Raw genomic sequence first — 20,789 nt, 5'->3', positions numbered from 1 at the left:
AAGATAACTAGGGGAATTCATATGGTGACAACAGAAGTTAAAACAGAACTTAATTTTGATCAACTACTGTTAGCAGTAAAAGAGAATCGTCAGGATTTACAGACTAAAAAATTATTACAATTATATAATAAGTGGAAAAAACAGGAGGCAATGATTGGTTTTACTGGGCATTTCTCAGCTGGAAAGTCATCTTTAATTAATACAATTGTTGGAGAAACGCTATTGCCTTCAAGCCCAATACCAACAAGTGCCAATATCGTTGAGATTAAACATGGACAAGAGCAGGTAGTCTATCACTTTAATAACAAGGAATACGCAATCGAGCATGATATAGATATTAACCAAATTCAAACACTTTCTAAGAATGGACAAGAAGTAGAATCTCTAACAATCTCTAAACAATTGCCATTTATGGAAAATGTAACCTTAATGGATACACCTGGTATTGATTCAGCTGATGATGAGGAATTCAATCGGACCTTAGCTAAAGTTTACCTCATTGATTATTTCGTCTATGTCGTTGATTATAACCATGTGCAATCTGAGGTAAACTTCGCTTTTCTGAGTGAATTAGAGAAGAAACAGGTACCTTATATAATTGTTGTGAATCAAATCGACAAGCATAATCCTAATGAATTATCTATGTCAGCTTATGATGAAGCTCTTAAGCAAAGCTGTCAAAATTGGGGTTTAGCTCCGGAAGCTATTTTTTATACTTCATTAAAAGAATTAGATCACCCTACTAATCAATTAGAGTTACTGATTGACTATATTCAATCTATCATGAATCAAAAAGAGCATTATATTGATAAGGGCCTAACAGCTGAATTACATCAAATTATACAAGAGTTGGTTGATGAACGGTTTGATCACCTGAATGAAAGCAATGCCATAGAGGATTATTTAATTTTAGAAGAGAAGCTTCATCGCTTACAAGAAGAAATAGCTGAATTAATGGAGAGAAGTCAGTCGTTAAAAGGCTATTATCAAAAGGAGTTAACTCAGTTAGTTGATCAAGCCTATTTAATGACCTTTGAAACACGGGAACTTGCTAGGTTGTACCTAGAATCAATTCAACCTAAATTCAAAGTGGGAACCTTTTTAACGAAAAAGAAAACTGAACAAGAGAAAAAAGATCGGAAAGAACAATTCTTAAAGGTGATTAATGAACAAATCAATAGCCAAATCAATTGGCATGTTCGTGAGTTATTTCAATCAGAAATGGAAACTTATAATATACATGATTCTGAGTTAATTAAAAGGTTTCAAAAGTTTGAATTGATGATAGATGAACATGATGTCAAGCAGGTCGTTAATCCTTCTGCTGAAGTGACAGGTGATTATGTTCTAATTTTTAGTCGAGATTTACAGAAATCACTGGCACGTTTAGTTAAAGAGCAGATAAATCCTGATCTGGACCACTTGGCGAGTTCTCTCAATGATCACATTAAAGAGCGAATCAAGTCCCTTCATCAGCAAAAAGAGCAACTAGTATCAAACCTAGATGACGTTAAAGGTCTTAAAGAAGATCAACAAAATAAAGATCAGCTACAAAAAGAACTAATTTCTCAAACATTCTGTGAATCAAACCATCATCAGTTCATAGAAGAAGCGCTTCAAAGTTATCTCAACAAGTTTCAAAAGGTTAACATTAAAGATGTATTGAAAAAAACAACTAAAGAAAAGAACTTGATGTCTGAAGGAGATGGAACGAAAGAACGACCAATACCAAGTGAAAATCTATCTATTGACCATCTGTTAAACCAGGTTGATCATCTTCAACACCAGATTAAACGATTTCCAATTCTGAAGAATTATCAGGAGCAAATCAACCATAAGCATGAAAAATTAAAACATATGACTTTCACGGTTGCTCTATTTGGGGCATTTAGTGCCGGAAAGTCTTCCTTTGCAAATGCATGGATTGGTGATGACATTTTGCCTGTTTCACCTAACCCTACTACCGCAGCTATTAACAAAATCTGTCCGGTATTTGAACCATATCAGCACAAGGACGTAGTTGTTACCTTTAAATCTCCCAAAACCATGCTTTATCAGATCAATCAACTTATTGCACCTTACATTAACGAGGAATTTAAAGGCCTACAGGAAGTTAATAAATATTTAAAGAAAAACTTAAAAAGCCTTAGTACACAATTATCTAAAACCGATGCATCATTCCTAGAAGCGTTCTTATCAGGCTTTAAGGAATGTGAACGAAAATTGGGAGATGATAAACAGATCACACTTGATTCATTTAAACCTTATGTGACTGAGGAACGTTTGTCATGCTTTGTGGAAGAAATCGCTGTTTATTATGACTGTGATTTAACACGAGCTGGAGTCACGTTAGTTGATACACCAGGTGCAGATTCGATCCACGCTAGACATACAAATGTATCTATGCACTACGTAAAGCATTCAGATGTCTTAGTTTATGTTAATTATTATAATCACGCTTTTGCTCGTGCAGATCGCGAGTTCTTAAAGCAGCTTGGACGAGTAAAGAATGCCTTTACGATGGATAAGATGTTTTTCATATTAAATGCTTCAGATCTCGCAGCATCAGACACCGAATTATCAATGGTTAAGGATTATTTAAACGATCAGTTGCAGCAGTATGGTATTACAAAACCTAATATCTATCCATTGTCGAGTAAACGTTTAGTCGAGCAATCTGGTGTTGATCAAGAAGCAGAGTATTTTTTCAATCGTTTTAATGATTTTATTAAGCATGATGCTAAATTAATGGTAGCGAATAATTTACAGCATGAGATTGACTCAATGAACACTTTTGTCGATCAGACATTAAATGAAGTTGAGCAAAATAAAGATCAACAGCAGCAATTAATTAATGAGTATAAACAAGATCTAAATAACCTTACAGACTTTGTCTCTTCTTTGGATCGATCTATCTTTGTTCAACAAATCGAACAACAAATTGAAGAATTAACTTATTACGTTCAAGAAAGAACGAATATTCAACTAACCGATCTGATGAAAGAAGTGATTAATCCTGCCACCATCCAGTCAAATGGTAAAAAAGGTCAAGATGAGCTTAAAACGGCTATCAAACAATTAGTTGTTGATGTTAATCAGCGGTTATCGAAGGAGTTTCATTCAACTAACATCCTGTTAGATTACCACTTTAATCATGTTGCTCAATCGTTAGTTGAACAGATTAATCATTATATTCATCAACATACCAAGTTTGATGATATTTATTTTGAAGAAATTAAATTACCTAATGCTGAAGTACCAAGAAGTATAGATTCAACTGAATACGTTGATTTAAAAGCAATCGCTGGAATGTTTAAGAATAAGAAAGATTTCTTTGAGCAAAACGCCATCAAAGCAGTATTTGAGCTGAGCCAAAAACAAATTAATGACCACTTAAAGTCTATAGCTGATCAATTCAAGCAAGCTTTTACTAGTCATTTCAGTAAGCAATTTAATCATTATTTTGAAAAGATGGTCTCTGAATATATAAATAGTATTAATTTCATGATTGATTCAAAAGAGCAAATATATCAAGATGAAGAACAAAAAGAGAGATTAAGTGAACTCAATAAATATTTAAAAAATTTATAGAAATTGTCGTTTTTATTCGACAATTCAAATAAGTTGTTTTATGATATGATTACCTAGTTTTATAGTCATTAATGGGCGTTTAACTAGTGAAACTAAAAGATGAATTAGGGGGAGACGATGAGCAAAACTAGACTAGTAGAGGCACAAGATATTTTTCATATCAGTTCCTTAACAGACCCGAGATATTCACCCGATCGCAGTGAGGCTTTATTTGTTAAGACTGAAATTGACGAAAAAGATAATAAGTATTTTTCTAATCTCTATCATTATGATGTAAATACTAAACAAACGACTCAATGGACGTTTGGTAAAGATCGAGTTTCTAATCCTAGATGGTCTCCTGATGGGAACAGTATCATTTTCTTGTCTAATCGTGATGAGAAGAATCAGCTTTACTTGATGTCTCGACACGGTGGTGAGGCAAAGCAGATAACAGATGAAGAACATGGCGTATCAAGAGCTGAATTTTCACCGGATGGTACACGTATTGCCTTACAAACCTCAATTAAATTATCAGAACTAGAAGCAGATTCATCGGATGAAGAAGAAAAAGATCAACTACCTAAACCTACGGTGATTAACCGTATGAAATATAAGGCAGATGGTGCTGGCGTTTTAGAGGAAAAATTCCAGCAAATAAAGCTACTTGACCTTAATAATGAAGAAGTAGAAGTCATTAAACAAGGTAAGCAAAACTATGCATTTCAAACATGGATAAACGACCAACAATTCGTTTATTCTACAGATGAAGAAGAAAATCAAGATTTTAATTTCAACCATGAAGTCTACATTTATCACTTAAAATCACAAAGCGATTTAAAACTATTTACTGAAGAAGGGTATGCATCAGGTTTTACACCGTCACCTAATGGAGAACATTTGTTATTTGCGCACATGGGGCGTACATATAAAAATGCAACCCACATGGAGGTTTATGCTTATCATTTATCTTCTGGTGTGACGGCTTGTTTAACTGAAGGGTTAGATGCACCAGTCGGAGATTTTGTCGTAGCCGATACTCAGCAACAACCCGTGTTACGACCTGTTATTTGGGCAAGTAATGAGGAGTTTTATTTGCCTGTATCAAATCACGGAAATGTCGTATTATACTACGGTCATATAGATGGTAGTTTATATCCTGCCATCAATGAAGATCTTCATGTATATGGGTTTGACCTAGATGCTAAAGAACAAAAAGCTCTATTGACTATAAGTAAGCCAACTAACCCAAGTGAATTATACGAATTAGAGATCACAACAGGTAAACTCGAACAAGTAACCCGTTTTAATGAGTCTTTTATCAATGAGGTGGAGCTAGTTGAACCTGAAGCTATCTCTTATTCTAGTAAGGATGATTGGTCCGTGCACGGTTGGTTTATGAAACCGGCTAACTTTAAAGAGGGCACTCAATACCCAATGGTAGTAAATATCCATGGTGGGCCACATGCGTTTTACGGGAATACATTTTTCCACGAAATGCAGTATCTAGCTGCTAACGGATATGCTGTTCTGTACGTAAATCCGAGAGGTAGTCATAGCTATGGACAAGAGTTTGTTGACGCTGTAAGAGGTGATTATGGTCACGGGGATTACGAGGATATTATGAATGGCGTTGACTATATCTTGAAGCGGTATGACTGGGTTGATGAGGATCGTTTAGGAGTAACAGGTGGTAGCTATGGTGGATTTATGACAAACTGGATTGTTGGTCATACGAATAAATTTAAAGCAGCAGTTACCCAACGTAGTATATCAAATTGGATTAGTTTTCGTGGGGTTAGTGATATTGGTTATTACTTTAATGACTGGCAGATTCAAGCGGATTTAAGCGATGTTGAGAAGTTATGGAAACATTCACCGATCGCTTATGTGGACCAAATTGAAACACCACTTAAGATCATTCATAACGAGCTTGATTTTCGCTGTCCGATCGAACAAGCAGAACAGCTTTATATTGCTTTAAAGTACCAAGAAAAAGCGACCGAGTTTGTACGCTTCCCAGAATCAGATCATAATCTATCACGTACCGGCAAGCCAAATCTCCGTATTGAACGGTTAAATCATATTATTGGTTGGTTTAATCAATATCTAAGTTAAGATCGTAAATGATTATTAAAGTTAAATTTGTAGTTTTACACAGATAAGTGTGATCAGTTGAGCGTTAATCCAATAGGGTTAACGCTTTTCTTGTTAATTTGATTAAAAGTGACTCTACGTGATGCTCATGATTAAGTCCGATTGATCTATACCTATGATTATTTTTCTATAATTTGGTGAAACTTAATTGAAGATGACTTTAATATTAAAAATCTGAGGGAAGCTATGGATAATTATATCAAACGAACAAGGAACGTCGGTTTAAAGCTCACGTTACTCCTGTTGGTACTACACAACTACACCTGAGAAATCCATATATAATTGCATAGTGGTCAGCAGCATTTCCAGGCTTTGGTCATCTGCTTTTATCAAAATATTTAAGAGGGTATGCGCTTTTTATTTGGGAAATCCTTATTAACAATATGGCTAATTTAAATCATGCCATGGTATATTCATTTACAGGAAATATTGATATGGCAAAAGAAGTTTTAGATACAAACTGGCTATTGTTATATATCCCTGTCTATATTTATGGTATTTGGGATAGTTATCGATCATCTGTTGATATGAATAAAGTTTACCTACTAGCGGACCGAGAAAATGCCAAATTTAATTCGTACACAATTCATGCTATCGAAATTAATTATTTAGACAAAAGAAGACCGTTGATGGCCGTAGTATGGTCCATATTCACACCAGGTTTAGGGCAATTATACATCCATCGAGTCATTACAGCTATTTTCACCATGGGTTTTATGATTGCATTTGTTTATTTTTCGAATGTGCTTGTGACTATTCATTTACTTTTTGTGGGCGAACTAGCACAAGCAAATCAAGTTATCGATCCACAATGGTTTATGTTCATACCTTCTCATTTTGGCTTTGCGATATATGACTCTTATGTTAATACGGTTGAAAATAACAAATTATTTGAAAGTGAACAGCGAAACTTCCTAAAAGATCGTTATCAACAATATCGCGTTAAATTACCATGTAAATAAATGAGGTGCAACCAATGCAAATTTTTTCTACTTTCGAACATTCGGCATATCTTGAGTTAGATATAACCGCATTGGAGAAAGCTGGGGTAAAGAAAGAGAATATTCTCGCTGTACCACTTAATAATAGAGTTGAGGAAAGACGACTGTTTGACACACTTCATCGAGCAGATGGCGTAAGTCTTTTTGATAAGGGTGCAGCAATTGCAACAGCCTTATCTGTTGTCGGTGCAAGTGTTGGATTTGTATTGGAGTGGGGCCCAATTTATTGGGGGATAATCGGCGCTGTGGTCGGGTTTATCATTGGATTTTTAATCGACTTCTTTATTTTTAAAGTTGTCCATAAAAGGAAAAGAATCCTAAAGGGTAAGAAGTCGGAAGTGGTTCTTGTTGTGAACTGCTCACATGAACTAGCTGAGAAAGTAGAGGCGGATCTTTGGGAACACCTTGCGTTGGGAGTTGCTAAGATTGAAGATTAAATAACCTGCGAAAATCTTATTATTATCAACACTAAACTTTAACAGAGCGATTATAAAAAAGGTAGTTAACATTTTTAAATATGTTGACTACCCATGAATCTTTTATCCCGGCTTATTTGAGGTGAAGGAAAGAATATATTTTTTACAACGTAAGGATTGTTTATTGCCAATACTTTTCAATGAATTCGTCACGACCTGATTTTTCGCGGTCTTCTTGGTATTCTTCGGGGCTTTTTTGATAAAAGTCTTGATGATAATCCTCAGCTGGATAGAAGGTCTCTGCTTGTTTAATTTCAGTAACAACGGGTTGACTAAATAGACCAGACTGCTCTAGTTGCCGTTTACTATCTTCAGCAAGAATTTTTTGTTTATCGTTATGATAAAAAATAGCTGTTCGATATTGTGAACCCCGATCATGGAATTGTCCATCAGGATCAGTAGGGTCTATTTGCTTCCAATATAAGTCGAGTATCGTTTCATAACTAATAATATCAGGATTATATGTAATTTGTACGGCCTCATAATGGCCTGATTTTCCCTTTTTCACCTGCTCATATGATGGATTTTCTATATATCCACCTGTATAACCAGAAACCACAGAATGAACACCTTCCCATTGATCGAAAGGCTTCACCATGCACCAAAAACATCCTCCTGCAAACGTAGCTCGTTCTAAACGATGATTCATATTTGATCAGCTCCTTTAGATGATGATGTCATTATATCAATTATCATTAAATAAAGGGAACCATTTTGTTTGTTGTCAGAAAAGTCAACTATTCTCACTCACGGTCAGTGATATTTGGTAAAATAAGAATAGAAGAGAAGAAAAGGGGGATAGGATAAATGAGCGTACAAGAAAAGTTAGAACTGTTAGTAAATAGGATGAATAAAGAACCAGAAGGAATAGATGAATTACAGGCCAGTTTTACATTTAATATAACTGATCAAGAAGGATTAAACAGCAGTGTAATCGTTGATGGTCAATCTGTTGAATTGACAAACAGTGTATTAGACAATCCAAACTGCCAGTTAACAATGAATGAAAAAAATTTCGAAAAACTGTTAGACGGTGAACTGAATACTACATCTGCATTTATGATGGGGAAACTTAAAGTCAAAGGGGATTTGACATATGCTTTAAAGCTACAAAACGTATTAAAGAGTTATCTTTAGTCATTTTTGTCGTATCAATTAGTCAGCCAAGAGTGTAATGGAGGTGGACGTAAGTGAAGAAGCTTGGAATTTTATTGTTTGTTATTCTTTCTTTATTGGTGGCCTGCTCTGAAGATGAAGAAGAGGAAGAGCTGGTGACGCCATACGATTCCATGAAAGAATTCTTATCCTTATGGGAAGAAGGAAATTATGAAATCATTTATGAAGATCATCTAACTGAATCAACTAGAGAACAGTTTACATATGAGGATTATGGTGAGCGTTACGAAAGTTTGTATGAAACGTTAGAGGTTGAAGATTTTTCCGTGGAAATAACCGAACAGTCGGAGATGACAGAGGAGCAATTAGAACAGTTAAAAGAAATTAGTGATTATACTATACCGATTCACATTAGTTTTGAAACGCTCGCAGGTTCTGTTGATTATGAACAAGAGGTATCTTTAGAAAAATTAGAAGTTGAGGATGACGATGGACAGCTTGCGATAGAAAAATGGTTAGTTGAGTGGGATCCATCATTTATATTACCAGGTTTAGAGCCTGGTGAAGAGGTTTGGATTGACACGCTAACTGCAAATCGTGGTGATATACTTGACCGACATGGTAACTTTTTAGCCACTACTGGTGAGGTTTATGAAATTGGAGTGACACCAGAAGCTTTTAATGAAAGTCAATTATCTAACTTAGCCGAAATATTGAATTTAACAGAGGATTACATTGAAAATAAATACCAGCAAAATTGGGTAGAACCACATCACTTTGTGCCTATTAGAAATGTTCAAATTACTGATGAAGATATTCGCGATCAAGCCGTGAGTATAGATGGTGTATCTTCTCGAATCATTCTCGATCGCGTATACCCCTATGATGAGGCAGCCGCCCATTTAGTTGGTTATATAGCGCCAATTTCGCAAGAAGAGTTAGAAGAACGAGCTGATGAAGGTTATACGTCGGCAGACCGAATTGGGAAACGAGGCTTAGAACAATTATTTGAATCTAGACTTAAAGGTGAAGATGGAGTCGAAATTTATATCGAAAAGAATAGTGGAGCAACTGAAACTGTTGTTAAACAAGAAGAACAAGATGGAGAAGATATTCAATTAACCATAGATATCGAAATTCAAGAATCGCTATATGATATTGCTAAGGAGGAATCGGGAACAGCCGTTGCCTTAAACCCACAAACTGGTGAGGTTAACGCACTATTAAGCTTTCCATCATTTGATCCTAATCAATTTGTATTAGGGATGTCTAATACACAGCATGAAGAGTTAATGAGTAATGAGCATTTACCAACAGTTAATCGTTTTGCATCGACCTATTCACCAGGGTCTACGATGAAATTATTAACTTCACTCATTGGTTTTGATACTCAAGAATTAGATCCAGATGAAGTGATCAATATTGAAGGAAAACACTGGCAGAAGGAAGGCTGGAGTGATTACAGGGTGACTCGTTTATATGATCAATATACCGATATTGATTTAGAGGCAGCGCTTAAGCACTCCGATAATATATATTTTGCTATGCTTGGATTAGCTATTGGTGGTGATCGATTCGTAGAAGGGTTAAAACAATTAGGCTTTGAAGAGTCAATCCCATTTACTTATCCTGTTACAAAATCACAGATTTCAAATAATGGTCAACTACAGTCTGAAGGGCAAATTGCGGATACTTCGTTTGGTCAAGGTGAAGTATTAGTTAATATTATTCACCTATCTAGTATTTACGGTGGGATAGCTAATGATGGAACCGTCATGACACCACGCTTATTGCAGGATGAATCATCATCTATTTGGTACAATCAATTAGCGAGTGAAGAAGAAGTTGAGCTACTTCAAGAGTATTTACGGCTTGTTGTATCTGAAGGCACTGCACAATCTATTGACATTTCAGGTCGAGAGATGGCAGGTAAGACGGGTACTGCCGAACTTAAGGCTAGTCATGATGACGATAATGATGCCGAAAATGGGATTTTCTTTGCTTATGATCAGGCCCAACCAGATTTACTGTTAGGTATCATCGTCGAGGATGTCGGTGATCGTGGTGGAAGTGGTGTTACAATAGAGTTAAGTAAACTGTTCTTTGAGCAGCATTAATAACAAATTGGAATGATGTCGATGAACCATTCCCCGAAACAAATATCAAAAGTTAATCTTTTAGTGACCAGTTTTTAAGATTCTCCACTTTATAGGGTGCAGCTCACGATGGTCCTTACCGCTTTATTATATATTCGCTCTGTTAAAGTCTGTTGGATCATCAACACTAAACTTTAACAGAGCGTAAATATTAAAATCTTAATTTTTCATACTTTCTATAACTTCTATTAGTAAATCTGGACGGTCTGTAATTATACCATCTGCTCCTGCTTCTAATAGTTCGCGCATGGTCTCTTGGTCATTAATCGTCCAGTAATAAAGATTTAACCCCATACGTTCAGCACCATTGATCACATCATTGGTTGTTAGATCAAATCCACTTTCTGAAGTTGGAATCTGAATAGCATTAACAGTTGGAATATATAAATTCCTCATATATAGTTTATGAAAAATAACAAAATTACGTATGTTTTGTCTACCACCCGAAACGGCAACCCCTTGATCGTCGTATTCCTTAAAAGCTGTGATAATATCATGGTCAAAAGAAGCAATCAAGACTTGGTCAGCCATGTCGTATTCTTCAATTAGCATGGATAGTCTTAAAATGATATCACTGATCATCTCTTCAGGGTTTGTATCCTTAATCTCTATCATAAAGCGCATATCAGGGAACGCTTCAAACAGTTCTTTTAGAGTGATGAGTTCAATTCCTTGCCCTCGAAATGGATGCTGACCTTGTTCATCTTCAAAATAATAACCTGCATCCAAAGATTTTAGCTCTTCTAGTGTCATATCTGAGACATAGCCAGAACCATCTGTCGTACGATCAACTGATGGATCATGAATATTAATTAAGTGACCATCCTTAGACATATGTATATCAGTTTCCAACGCATCAACACCTAATTGAACTGAATTCTCAAATGCAACCATCGTACTTGAAGGTGCTAAATGCTCCCCACCTTGATGGGCTATAACTAAAGGATCGTCATTTTCAAAAAAAGGCGCCGGCGCTACTGAGTGGACGGGGATTAGGTATAGAAGGATATAAATCGCTCCTAATACAGTTAATCCAACAGAAAAAGGTTTTTTGATATTCTTTTTTTGAGTGGTCTTCTTCATATAATATCTCCCTTTATATTGGTTTGTATATTTTAATATATAACGAGTTAATCTATTAATAAATCTACTATACTTTTTTGACTTAAACAATATTTATTTGGTAACCCATAATATTATTATGTAAATTAAAAAGTGATTTGACTTTAATTTTATGCATGTTATCATAATGATAAATTTTGTTAGGGGGAGATTAGACATGAGTGAACAGAAACCAATTATTCAAGTTAGAGACAATGGTTCGATTTTAGTTAAAGGGGATGTTCAGCTATTAGATGCAGAAGGTAATGAATACGAAACAAAGCCCGCATTTTCTTTGTGCCGTTGTGGACAGTCGAAAAATAAACCATTCTGTGATGGCACCCATAAGTCTATCGGATTTGAAGATGAGTCAAGAGCTAAATAAACTGAAGGTACATAATCAAAGCCCCTCCTATAAAAAGCGAGGGGCTTTATTTTTTATTCTTTTTTGTTTGCAAAATGGTCGTAAGCATCTAGTGCTAATGTGACAGCTTGTGCGAATGCAGCTCCACCACCTAATGCTGAGCTAATTCCTATTGCCTCTAAAACCTCTTCTTTTGAAGCCCCATTCACAACAGCGCCTTTCATATGATAGATAATACAATATTCGTCTTGGGCATAAATACTGATTCCTAAGGCAATTAATTGTTTATGTTTTTTGTCGATTGATCCATCTTCAAAAGCCGCTTCTGTAAAGTCAAAGTATCCCTCTGTGACTTTGGGCAGATGTTCTTTTAGAGACTGAGTTCCCTCTTTATAATGAAGAAGAATATCATCAAAAAAGTTTTCCATTTCATCATAGTTATTTTCCAATCAAACCACTCCTCATTTGAGAATAGATACATCCTTATATTTATTTAAACTAATAAAAATATACATGTATCATTTTAAGATGGTGTTCAAGCTACAAGTTGGTATATTACCTTGTCTTTGTTAGTTCTAGGATCCAGTTCTTAAGATCGACAATTCTATGATATTCAGGTTTGGATTCGGTTCCTGCTATGATCATTGCAGTTAATGAATCCTGTTCATGAAGAGATCCGTGATTACCACCATCTAAATGAGTAGGTGAATGATCACCCACAAACTCATAACCTGGTTTGGCATCAACTATTAAGATTCGACCTTCATGGGAGTGAAGCGCACCATGTAACCTTGATAATGCATCTGGGTACTGACCGAAATGGATTGTGTCGTTCTTTACATTCATGTCTAGTACGGTACTGTCTCCACTAACATTCCAAGATTGATCAAATTGATCAGTGAACTCAGTACCTGGTTTAAATTCTAGAGCGTCTTTAGAATCCCCATTCACAACGATGTTTTCCCCGTCTTGGTGCCAGGATAAAAAGTCAATTCTTGAGTCTTTATTTAGTTTGGTTGCGACTTCTAAATAATCAATCTCATCGTTCATTAAATAAATATAAGCCATCCTCTGATTAACCGCTAAAACCATATCGTGTTCATCTTGAATTGGCTCAGTACTATCTGCAACATCATAATTAGTGAGTAAGTCATGAAGAGGAATCAATGCGTCTTTCTCATTCTCAAGCACCTTGGTTTGTCCACTATCACCAATAATAACCCAAGTGACCTCTTCAAGTGCCTCCTCCCATGATGGAAAACTGCTTAAGATCGTTTGAAGATGTTGGTCCACTTCATGAATTCCTTCATTTGCTTCAGGACCATCAGCATGAACGGATTGATCCAATGTAGGTAGATAAGCTAACGTAAATTGAGGTAATTGTTTTTCCTTTATTAAATGTGTTAATTCATTGGTCGTAAACTCATCGTTTATTCCAAATCGACTCCAAGGGTGCGAATAACGCCTGTTGTCATTATTAATACGATGTAATGCCCCTAAAGAGAGAATTTCTGGCCCCTTAACTGATAGCTCTTTGGGTAATAAGTTCAACAAACTTAATATTCTAGGGGTATTCAATTCGTGGTTTTGATTGCCACGATAAATGATCCCGTTAATGGAGGCTGTAGATTGTCCATTTTGTTGAAGTTCTTCAAAAATTGTTGTTGTGTCAGGACTTAAGTGGTTTTGGTTAATATGAAACAGGTTGTCAGTTGTAACTTGTCTAAATCCAGTAGCTAAGATTTCACTGATTCCTGTACCATAGTTAACAACGCGATTTTCCTTCTGATTCATCCATATCAACCCTGGCAACTTATGTTGATCAGGGTAATGCCCTGTCAGCAATGTACTATCAATTGAAACAGACATAGTTGGATAAGAACTTATTAAATCAGGGATATATTCTCCTTCGTTTATTAAAAATTCTAATGCAGGAAGTTCTTCAGTATCTAATATTTCTTGTAGTGGTTCATCCATAAGTGAATCAACAATCATTAATACAACAGGTTTAGATGAGGGAAATGTTACTTCTTCTAGTTCCTCTGTTGGTGTCACAAAACTAAGCCAGTAGCCTCCAATCAACAACATCATCACCATACTGAAAACAACAATTGTTCTTAATAGCATTGAATCATCCTAACCAAGATTATTGGTTGTGTTTTGTTGATTAGACTTTCATTATGCTATAACACCTTAGAAACTATTCATTTAAGATGATCGGGGTGATCAGCATGTTTGTTTTTAGAAACCTCATCAAAGATGTTATGTTTCTGTTGTTGTAGGTTAGTGGGCATTTGAGTTTGATTATTCATATAATTATGCATAAATTGTTTAAATTCCTTAACAGTTAATGGCTTAGCATCCGGCATAAGTTCATAACCTAATTGGCCGTTAGGTTCCAAAGTAGCTATTTTGACATCACTAATATTGGTAATGCCTTGTTGACGTAATCGCATTTCGAGTTGATCAACGGTAAAACGTAATCTTTTTAAATTTTTCTCTTGAAGAAGTCCATTTTCTATTACCACTTTTGATTTCCCAGTAATAAAGTTTTCGAACGCATTGAACTTGACCTGTAAGTATTCAAGTATGACTAAAGTAAAAACAAACACAAATGCAGCGATTCCAGTTTTCCATAAGCTTGTCTGAACGATTGGTTGGATAATGATAGAGCCTATCGAAATCATCACAACGGTTTGAGCTAAGGTCATTTGGGAAATAGACTTTCTACCTGCTAGACGGAGCAATAATAATCCAGCAATAACCATGATCAACGATTCAACAGCAATGTTCATAATAACCTCCGTTTAACGAAAATGTTTATGTTTAATAGTTATTTTTTAAATAAATATATATTTTATACTTTTTATATTTTCAAGATCAAAGCTTCTGGGTTACTATACATTTATGAAGGAATTGAAAATGGGGGAGAGTAAGATAAAATTTGAAAACCGATTATTTATAAATTGGATTAGCGAAAATAGATGGTTTGTTGGTCTGTTAATTTTATTAACGACGCTATTATGGGGATACTCTTGGGCTTTGATGAAGGCTGCCTTAGAATTTATGGGCCCATTCACTTTCTCAGCATTTCGCTTTGGGGTAGGGACTATCACTATGCTTCTCATTCTGGTTTATTTTAAAATTAGTCGACCTACTAAGAAGCAGTTGGCTCATCTAGTTGTCGTTGGCATTTTGCAAACATCAGTCGTTTTTTTACTAGTGATGTATGGATTAAAATTTGTTGATGCAGGAAAATCCTCTGTACTACTGTACTCCATGCCAATATGGAGTAGTTTATTAGCAGCAATGTTATTAAAAGAAAAAATCCCTTACCCAAAAGTCATTGGCCTAAGCATTGGATTACTCGGCTTAATGACTATTCTAGGTTGGGATCTTTGGCTAAGTCAAAATGCTAAAATTGTCTTTGGTGAGTTTATGATAGTTTTAGCAGCCATTTCATGGGGAGCCTCAAATGTCTATTACCGTATGAGGTTAAAAGAATTATCGCAATTACAAGTGAATAGTTATCAAATGTTATTTGGCACGATTGGAATTATTTTAGTGTCATTGATTGTAGAAGGGGGTGACTCGATTGTCATCAACCTTCAAAGCGTTTATTACATATTATTTACTGGATTGTTTGCTTCGGCGCTTTGTTTTACCATTTGGTTTATTTTGTTGAGTGTAATCGATATGGTGACAGCTACAATCTCAACACTATTAGTGCCTGTTTTTGGGTTGGTTTTTGGATGGTTCTTATTAGATGAACAATTAACGGCTAGTGTCACTATTGGTTCGCTATTGATAATAATAGGCATCATAATGGCGACAGGTTATCAAAAAATTAAAAAGGGGCTGTCGCAAAAGTCATAAAAATTGACGCAAGCGACAGCCCTTTGTGTCTTAAAAGAGCAATAACCCAATGGCAATAGGGATAAAACTCCAAATTAATATAATCATACAAAAGCCCATAATATCCTTAACTTTAAGTCCGGCAATAGCTAATAAAGGTAAAGCCCAGAACGGCTGAATCATATTAGTCCAAGCATCACCCCAAGCAACAGCCATAGCAGTCTTAGCCGTATCGACGCCAATCTCCATGGCAGCAGGTATCATGATCGGAGCTTGAACAGCCCATTGGCCACCCCCGGATGGGACGAAGAAATTAACTATTCCTGCGCTTAGGAACGCAAAAAGTGGGAATGTTACTTCATTTGATATATTTACAAACATATTAGACATTTGCTCAGATAGACCAGAAGCAACCATCATGCCCATTATTCCAGCATAAAAAGGGAATTGAATAATGATTCCACCAGCATTTTTAACGGCATCACTAACACTGTTTAAAAATTTCCTAGGTGTTTTATGAAAAAGAATGCCTAAGAATAAAAAGATAAAGTTAACAATATTAATATTTAAGTCAAGACCGTTTTGAATAAAGTGGTAGAGAATAAAAATCAGACCTAGTATCCCAATAAGAAGTGAGATTAATGAACTATGCTCCAACCTCTCTGCAGGTGTTAAATCTTCTTTTTTAGGTTGTTTTTCTTCGTTGGTTTCTGCATGAATTTGTAGTAGCTCAGGATCAATACTGCTCGTTGTTTCCTTCGACCTAAAAAGCATCCAATTCAAGATAGGTAGTGTAATGAGAAGTATAAAGACAATAAATAAATTGAGTTCACTGAGTAAAGTTTCAGTAATTGGTACTTGCCCGATTAGGTCGGCTAGAAAATGATCGTCTGTCGCTATAGTTAGTGGGACAGACCCAGAAAGTCCACCGTGCCATAATAAGAATCCACTATAAGCAGCTGCGATCAGGATACGATAATCTACCGATGGAATTCGTTTTGCAACATGAATGGCGAGTAAAGCGCCAACAACTAATCCAAAACCGTAATTAATTAAACAGGCAATAGAAGCAACGACGGTAACTAAGACAATAGCCTGACCTGGTGTTTTGGCGATATTACTTAAATTTGATAAAAATCCTTTAACTAAAGGGGTGTTGGCGAGGATGTAACCGGTAATCACTATTAAAGACATCTGCATCGCAAATTCTAGTAAATCCCAAAATCCTTGTCCCCAATATTCGACCATTTGGACAGGTGAGCTTCCGGTAAATATCATTCCAAATAAGAAAACAATGATCGTTAGTAAAATGGCAAATAAAAAAGCATCTGGTAGAAAACGTTGAACAAAGCGATCGCAGGCTGATGTAAGTCCTTTTAGCATTTTCCTTCCTCCTTTTTTCAATATTTTTTCATTGCTTTAGACACAAGCCCTCACACTTATACCTATTAAGATAATTACCTAAATATTCAGACTTTAAGTGGGTAAAATAAGAACTGTTGCTATGGTTGAGCAACAGTTCTTAAGGTAAAGAAGTATGGGATTGTGATAGATGAAAATCATTTCCTTTTAAGATTCGATAAAGTAATTGGAAAGGAGTTTCATTTATAGTTTGTTCATGATATTTTTGGAGGTTATAATAGTAGGCTTTAATTTCGTCTTTTTGATTTAGAATATGTTCAAGATCCTCTGACCAATTTTTACACCTAAATATAAGACCTAATTGATCAAGTTCATGTAAATTAATTTGCTCCTGACCTGGAAGTGATTGGTTAACAAAGACTGGGATTCGTTTAATTAAACACTCACTAATCGTTACTCCACCCGGTTTTGTAATAATAATATCCGATTGGTCATAAATCTTGTTCATCTCACTCTTAGAATCTATATAGGTTAACGGTGTCAAATTCGATTGGTTAAGCTGTTTTAAGGCCTGATAGAACTTATGATTTCGACCACATAGGATCGTGTAATTAAACGTTTCAGGTAGTGTGGTTAGAGACTCTTCACAACCAAGCCCTAAATTTCCACCAGCTATTAGGATATTTCGTATCTGTTGATTAAGGCTTGATGGTTTTTTGCTTCTGATTTCCGGGTGCGTTGGGATACCGGTGATGAAAATTTTTGAAGGATGAACTCGTCTTTGAGTAAGATATTCTTTCATCTGATTAGTAGCAACAAAATGATAGTCAATACTTGTCGTTCCCCATAACTTATGAACAAAGAAATCGGTATATACATTAACCACCGGCATCGTGATCTGTCGGGTCTTCTTTAAAATATGTACCATATAAGAGGGAAGAGCATGGGTACATACGATTAAGTCTGGCTTTTCATTGTTAATGATTTCTTTTATTTTATTTAAAAAAAGTAACTCAAAGAAGTAATATCGGGTTTCTTTGTTAAGATTGCGATAAACGATTTGGTGATAAAGCCAGTTATAAGAATTAGGGAAATGGTGAATCCAGCTTAGATAAGTTTCTGATACGATCTTTTCTAAATTCCCAAAACGATCATGTAAAACTTCTTTAGTAACACACTCAATTTGTGGATCAATCTGTTTAAGCCCCTCAGACAGTGCTTCTGCTACGTGATGATGCCCAGTCTTTATTTGTAGAAAGGGGAGAAATAATACTTTACCCATGTTAGTTCAGACCACCTACTGATTTATTTTCCTTATATCCAGTTTTTGCAATTAACTGGATAACATACAAGTTACAAGTAGTAAGAATATATTTTAACTAAAAGATGAAAAATAGTGGGAGATGAGCCTAAACCAAGGGTGATGCGCATGAAAAAACAAGTTAAGAAGCCAATCATTTTTTTAAATATCGATAGTTTGTTGGCTGAACCATTACAGGTTGCTATCCAAACAGGAAAGGCGCCAGCACTTCATTTCTTAATGGAGAAAGGACACTTCATTCCAGACATGGTCAGTTCTTTTCCTACTATGTCAGTTACAATCGATAGTACTTTATTAACAGGTACTTATCCAGATCAGCATCAAATTCCTGGATTAAATTGGTTTGATTGGAACCGTAAGAAGATGGTTAACTACGGTACAGGTATTAGAGAAACGGTAAGATTAGGCTTCACTGATTCGTTAACTAATATGTTTTATCGATTAAATAATCAAGACTTAAGTAAGAAAGTCACAACAATATACGAAGATTTAAATCAGCATGGCTTAACCAGTGCATCTATAAATTCGTTTGTATACAGAGGAAACATCAAGCAAGATATGACTGTACCTTCATTATTGCGATCAATATCTAAATTAGACCAACAGATAACAACTAGTGCCCCACCTTTGTTCTCCTTAGGAGGGTTTACAAGACTTAGAAGGTGGGGATATGCGCCTCAAATGTTAAGTGGTAATTATAAATTTGCTGGGAGGGAATTAAGGTATTTGATCCGTCGTGGACTACTCCCGTCATTCACTTTTTGTATTTTTCAAGACATGGATTTTAGAGTTCATTTCAAAGGTCCATACGATTTGAAGGGGATTTCCAAAATAGATAAAGAAATTCAAAAAACACTCAACCTCTATAGTAGTTGGGAAGAGGCGATTGAGAAAAACATCTGGATCGTTATTGGAGATAATGGTCAATCGAAAACAAGTTGGAATTATAATCAAGTGACAATTAATCTTAGAAAGATACTTAAAGGGCTGCGAGTTAATAAAATACAAAGTCCCGTCCATTCAAAAGACCAAATCGTGCTTTCAGTTAATCAACGTATGGCATACATTTATGTCCTTGACGAAAGGATTCCTCTATCTCAAATTGCTGGCCAACTTAAAACTGACAAACGGATTGATGTGATCGCTTGGAAGGAAGGGGAAGACCACATAGTCATGTCTGGTACAAAAAAAGGAAGACTTAAATTTACTCCTGGTGGAAATGAAGTCGATGTATATAATCAGTCTTGGAATGTTGAAGGTGACCTTGATATATTAAACATAAAAAGAAGGAAGGATGAACGATTAACCTATGATGATTTCCCAGATGCATTAGCTAGGTTATATGGGGCATTGAATTCACATGTAGGGAGATTTATTGTTGTCAATGCTAAGCCAGGTACTGAATTTCGAGCACAGTCTACGCCATTTCATTTGGCTGGGGCTTGTCATGGTTCGCTTCACAAACAAGAATCGTTAATTCCGTGTCTAATCACTGGAGTAGATGATGGTCCAGAGTATTCCCGATTAGTTAATGTAAAAGAGGTGATCATCCGAAATATAGTGGGGGAAATGATATAATTGAACTACATTGGATAATTTTGTCGTTTTATTATAAAATCCAGTCACAAAAGGTCGTTTTCTGCGCTTGCCCAGGAAATAACTCGTAAATAAAAGGGCTCCTGGTACTTTTACCAGGAGCCTATTATTATTTTCTATCCTCGAAATCATCAGGATTTAGTTCATCAGTTATGTCGTCATGTGCTTGCTGGTTTCTAGGACGTCCATTTAGTTGATCGAAATCGTCCGGATTTAATTCATCAGCCATTTCATTTCTAACCTCACGATTTTGAGGGGGCTTGTCATTTCGTTTATAATCAGGTCTCAATTCTTCTGATGCCTCCGTTTGTAAGCGATAGTTGTTGGGTTTTCTCGTATCTCTTTCTGTTGGGCGTTCTCGTTCTTCCTGTTCATGGTCAGATTTCACAAACATGTGGAAGAACAGTTCAAAGACTGTTACACCGATTGCTGCAAATAATGATGCTCCAAAGAGTGGTCCTCCCGGAATCATGAAGCTTAACATGAAGTAAACAACTACAAAGGATAAGATAAAATCAGATATTGTGGCCACTGTATTATTGGTACGAAGTAAAATAAATAAGTCACCAATAATATAAGAAATGGCTCCTAATACCAGAGTGATTAACAATACATTCATAAATGTAACATCATAAACAAAGCCTAAGATAGCGTATAACAGGATTAATGATGCGATACATTTTGTAATAATTAACTTAAAGTGATTCATGGCAT

The 20,789-nt window shown here is 35.7% G+C and carries 17 protein-coding genes; 9 read left to right on the top strand and 8 right to left on the bottom strand.

What is annotated here, in order from left to right:
• The first annotated feature begins 21 nt into the window (after positions 1 to 21).
• The 4 genes from HWQ49_RS02375 (at position 22) to HWQ49_RS02360 (ending at position 7,165) form a co-directional block, all read left to right on the top strand.
• The gene (locus HWQ49_RS02375; protein ID WP_188205964.1) at positions 22 to 3,591 is read left to right on the top strand and encodes a dynamin family protein; all 3,570 of its coding nucleotides are present in this window, start codon (positions 22 to 24) and stop codon (positions 3,589 to 3,591) included.
• A gap of 117 nt (positions 3,592 to 3,708) precedes the next feature.
• A complete protein-coding gene (locus tag HWQ49_RS02370; protein WP_188205963.1) occupies positions 3,709 to 5,688 on the top strand; it encodes a S9 family peptidase in 1,980 nt (659 codons plus the stop codon).
• Between the two features lie 473 nt (positions 5,689 to 6,161).
• Positions 6,162 to 6,689 (top strand): hypothetical protein, encoded by a 528-nt coding sequence (locus tag HWQ49_RS02365; RefSeq protein WP_223154946.1) that lies wholly within the window; start codon positions 6,162 to 6,164, stop codon positions 6,687 to 6,689.
• Between the two features lie 14 nt (positions 6,690 to 6,703).
• The gene (locus tag HWQ49_RS02360) at positions 6,704 to 7,165 is read left to right on the top strand and encodes an inorganic phosphate transporter (protein ID WP_188205962.1); all 462 of its coding nucleotides are present in this window, start codon (positions 6,704 to 6,706) and stop codon (positions 7,163 to 7,165) included.
• Between the two features lie 160 nt (positions 7,166 to 7,325).
• On the opposite strand, the gene msrA is transcribed toward HWQ49_RS02360, so the two are convergent.
• Positions 7,326 to 7,853: a peptide-methionine (S)-S-oxide reductase MsrA gene (msrA, locus tag HWQ49_RS02355; protein WP_188205961.1), complete on the bottom strand. Its 528-nt coding sequence runs from the start codon at positions 7,851 to 7,853 to the stop codon at positions 7,326 to 7,328.
• A gap of 158 nt (positions 7,854 to 8,011) precedes the next feature.
• On the opposite strand from msrA, the gene HWQ49_RS02350 reads away from it, so the two are divergent.
• Both HWQ49_RS02350 and HWQ49_RS02345 read left to right on the top strand, forming a co-directional pair.
• A complete protein-coding gene (locus HWQ49_RS02350; RefSeq protein WP_188205960.1) occupies positions 8,012 to 8,341 on the top strand; it encodes an SCP2 sterol-binding domain-containing protein in 330 nt (109 codons plus the stop codon).
• A 53-nt stretch (positions 8,342 to 8,394) separates the two neighbouring features.
• Positions 8,395 to 10,437, top strand: coding sequence for a penicillin-binding transpeptidase domain-containing protein (locus tag HWQ49_RS02345; protein ID WP_188205959.1), 2,043 nt, complete (start codon positions 8,395 to 8,397; stop codon positions 10,435 to 10,437).
• A 198-nt stretch (positions 10,438 to 10,635) separates the two neighbouring features.
• Here the strand turns inward: HWQ49_RS02345 and HWQ49_RS02340 are convergent, their stop codons facing one another.
• On the bottom strand, positions 10,636 to 11,559 hold the full coding sequence (locus HWQ49_RS02340; protein WP_188205958.1) for a glycerophosphodiester phosphodiesterase: 924 nt from the start codon (positions 11,557 to 11,559) through the stop codon (positions 10,636 to 10,638).
• Between the two features lie 196 nt (positions 11,560 to 11,755).
• Between HWQ49_RS02340 and HWQ49_RS02335 the strand changes: the two genes are divergently transcribed.
• Positions 11,756 to 11,962 carry a CDGSH iron-sulfur domain-containing protein gene (locus tag HWQ49_RS02335; RefSeq protein ID WP_188205957.1) on the top strand — a complete coding sequence of 69 codons (207 nt, stop codon included), beginning with the start codon at positions 11,756 to 11,758 and terminating at the stop codon, positions 11,960 to 11,962.
• A 53-nt stretch (positions 11,963 to 12,015) separates the two neighbouring features.
• Here HWQ49_RS02335 and HWQ49_RS02330 read toward each other — a convergent pair whose 3' ends face one another.
• From HWQ49_RS02330 to HWQ49_RS02320, 3 genes are all read right to left on the bottom strand, one after another.
• Positions 12,016 to 12,369: a carboxymuconolactone decarboxylase family protein gene (locus HWQ49_RS02330; RefSeq protein WP_188206508.1), complete on the bottom strand. Its 354-nt coding sequence runs from the start codon at positions 12,367 to 12,369 to the stop codon at positions 12,016 to 12,018.
• 127 nt (positions 12,370 to 12,496) lie between these two features.
• Entirely contained in the window at positions 12,497 to 14,068 is a 1,572-nt protein-coding gene (locus tag HWQ49_RS02325; protein WP_188205956.1) for an alkaline phosphatase family protein, read from the bottom strand.
• Between the two features lie 77 nt (positions 14,069 to 14,145).
• A complete protein-coding gene (locus HWQ49_RS02320) occupies positions 14,146 to 14,736 on the bottom strand; it encodes a DUF421 domain-containing protein (protein WP_188205955.1) in 591 nt (196 codons plus the stop codon).
• A 127-nt stretch (positions 14,737 to 14,863) separates the two neighbouring features.
• On the opposite strand from HWQ49_RS02320, the gene HWQ49_RS02315 reads away from it, so the two are divergent.
• Positions 14,864 to 15,817 carry a DMT family transporter gene (locus HWQ49_RS02315; RefSeq protein WP_188205954.1) on the top strand — a complete coding sequence of 318 codons (954 nt, stop codon included), beginning with the start codon at positions 14,864 to 14,866 and terminating at the stop codon, positions 15,815 to 15,817.
• 30 nt (positions 15,818 to 15,847) lie between these two features.
• Here the strand turns inward: HWQ49_RS02315 and HWQ49_RS02310 are convergent, their stop codons facing one another.
• Both HWQ49_RS02310 and HWQ49_RS02305 read right to left on the bottom strand, forming a co-directional pair.
• Positions 15,848 to 17,179 carry a short-chain fatty acid transporter gene (locus HWQ49_RS02310; RefSeq protein ID WP_188205953.1) on the bottom strand — a complete coding sequence of 444 codons (1,332 nt, stop codon included), beginning with the start codon at positions 17,177 to 17,179 and terminating at the stop codon, positions 15,848 to 15,850.
• A gap of 139 nt (positions 17,180 to 17,318) precedes the next feature.
• Positions 17,319 to 18,440 carry an MGDG synthase family glycosyltransferase gene (locus HWQ49_RS02305; RefSeq protein WP_188205952.1) on the bottom strand — a complete coding sequence of 374 codons (1,122 nt, stop codon included), beginning with the start codon at positions 18,438 to 18,440 and terminating at the stop codon, positions 17,319 to 17,321.
• A 147-nt stretch (positions 18,441 to 18,587) separates the two neighbouring features.
• On the opposite strand from HWQ49_RS02305, the gene HWQ49_RS02300 reads away from it, so the two are divergent.
• Positions 18,588 to 20,057, top strand: coding sequence for an alkaline phosphatase family protein (locus tag HWQ49_RS02300; protein WP_188205951.1), 1,470 nt, complete (start codon positions 18,588 to 18,590; stop codon positions 20,055 to 20,057).
• Between the two features lie 127 nt (positions 20,058 to 20,184).
• On the opposite strand, the gene HWQ49_RS02295 is transcribed toward HWQ49_RS02300, so the two are convergent.
• Positions 20,185 to 20,784 carry a YndM family protein gene (locus tag HWQ49_RS02295; protein WP_188205950.1) on the bottom strand — a complete coding sequence of 200 codons (600 nt, stop codon included), beginning with the start codon at positions 20,782 to 20,784 and terminating at the stop codon, positions 20,185 to 20,187.
• Positions 20,785 to 20,789: the final 5 nt, after the last annotated feature.

This window comes from Alkalibacillus aidingensis (assembly GCF_014595945.1).
Classification (GTDB): Bacteria; Bacillota; Bacilli; order Bacillales; family Alkalibacillaceae; genus Alkalibacillus; species Alkalibacillus aidingensis.
This window is presented reverse-complemented; position numbering and strand designations above follow the sequence as displayed.

Bases quoted from the DNA above. Each gene is read 5' to 3' on its own strand.
- HWQ49_RS02360 (WP_188205962.1), top strand. From the start codon at position 6,704: ATGCAAATTTTTTCTACTTTCGAACATTCGGCATATCTTGAGTTAGAT.
- HWQ49_RS02300 (WP_188205951.1), top strand. From the start codon at position 18,588: ATGAAAAAACAAGTTAAGAAGCCAATCATTTTTTTAAATATCGATAGT.
- HWQ49_RS02315 (WP_188205954.1), top strand. From the start codon at position 14,864: ATGGGGGAGAGTAAGATAAAATTTGAAAACCGATTATTTATAAATTGG.
- HWQ49_RS02365 (WP_223154946.1), top strand. From the start codon at position 6,162: ATGGCAAAAGAAGTTTTAGATACAAACTGGCTATTGTTATATATCCCT.
- HWQ49_RS02330 (WP_188206508.1), bottom strand. From the start codon at position 12,369: ATGGAAAACTTTTTTGATGATATTCTTCTTCATTATAAAGAGGGAACT.
- HWQ49_RS02375 (WP_188205964.1), top strand. From the start codon at position 22: ATGGTGACAACAGAAGTTAAAACAGAACTTAATTTTGATCAACTACTG.
- HWQ49_RS02335 (WP_188205957.1), top strand. From the start codon at position 11,756: ATGAGTGAACAGAAACCAATTATTCAAGTTAGAGACAATGGTTCGATT.
- HWQ49_RS02310 (WP_188205953.1), bottom strand. From the start codon at position 17,179: ATGCTAAAAGGACTTACATCAGCCTGCGATCGCTTTGTTCAACGTTTT.
- msrA (WP_188205961.1), bottom strand. From the start codon at position 7,853: ATGAATCATCGTTTAGAACGAGCTACGTTTGCAGGAGGATGTTTTTGG.
- HWQ49_RS02305 (WP_188205952.1), bottom strand. From the start codon at position 18,440: ATGGGTAAAGTATTATTTCTCCCCTTTCTACAAATAAAGACTGGGCAT.
- HWQ49_RS02320 (WP_188205955.1), bottom strand. From the start codon at position 14,736: ATGAACATTGCTGTTGAATCGTTGATCATGGTTATTGCTGGATTATTA.
- HWQ49_RS02325 (WP_188205956.1), bottom strand. From the start codon at position 14,068: ATGCTATTAAGAACAATTGTTGTTTTCAGTATGGTGATGATGTTGTTG.
- HWQ49_RS02340 (WP_188205958.1), bottom strand. From the start codon at position 11,559: ATGAAGAAGACCACTCAAAAAAAGAATATCAAAAAACCTTTTTCTGTT.
- HWQ49_RS02295 (WP_188205950.1), bottom strand. From the start codon at position 20,784: ATGAATCACTTTAAGTTAATTATTACAAAATGTATCGCATCATTAATC.
- HWQ49_RS02370 (WP_188205963.1), top strand. From the start codon at position 3,709: ATGAGCAAAACTAGACTAGTAGAGGCACAAGATATTTTTCATATCAGT.
- HWQ49_RS02350 (WP_188205960.1), top strand. From the start codon at position 8,012: ATGAGCGTACAAGAAAAGTTAGAACTGTTAGTAAATAGGATGAATAAA.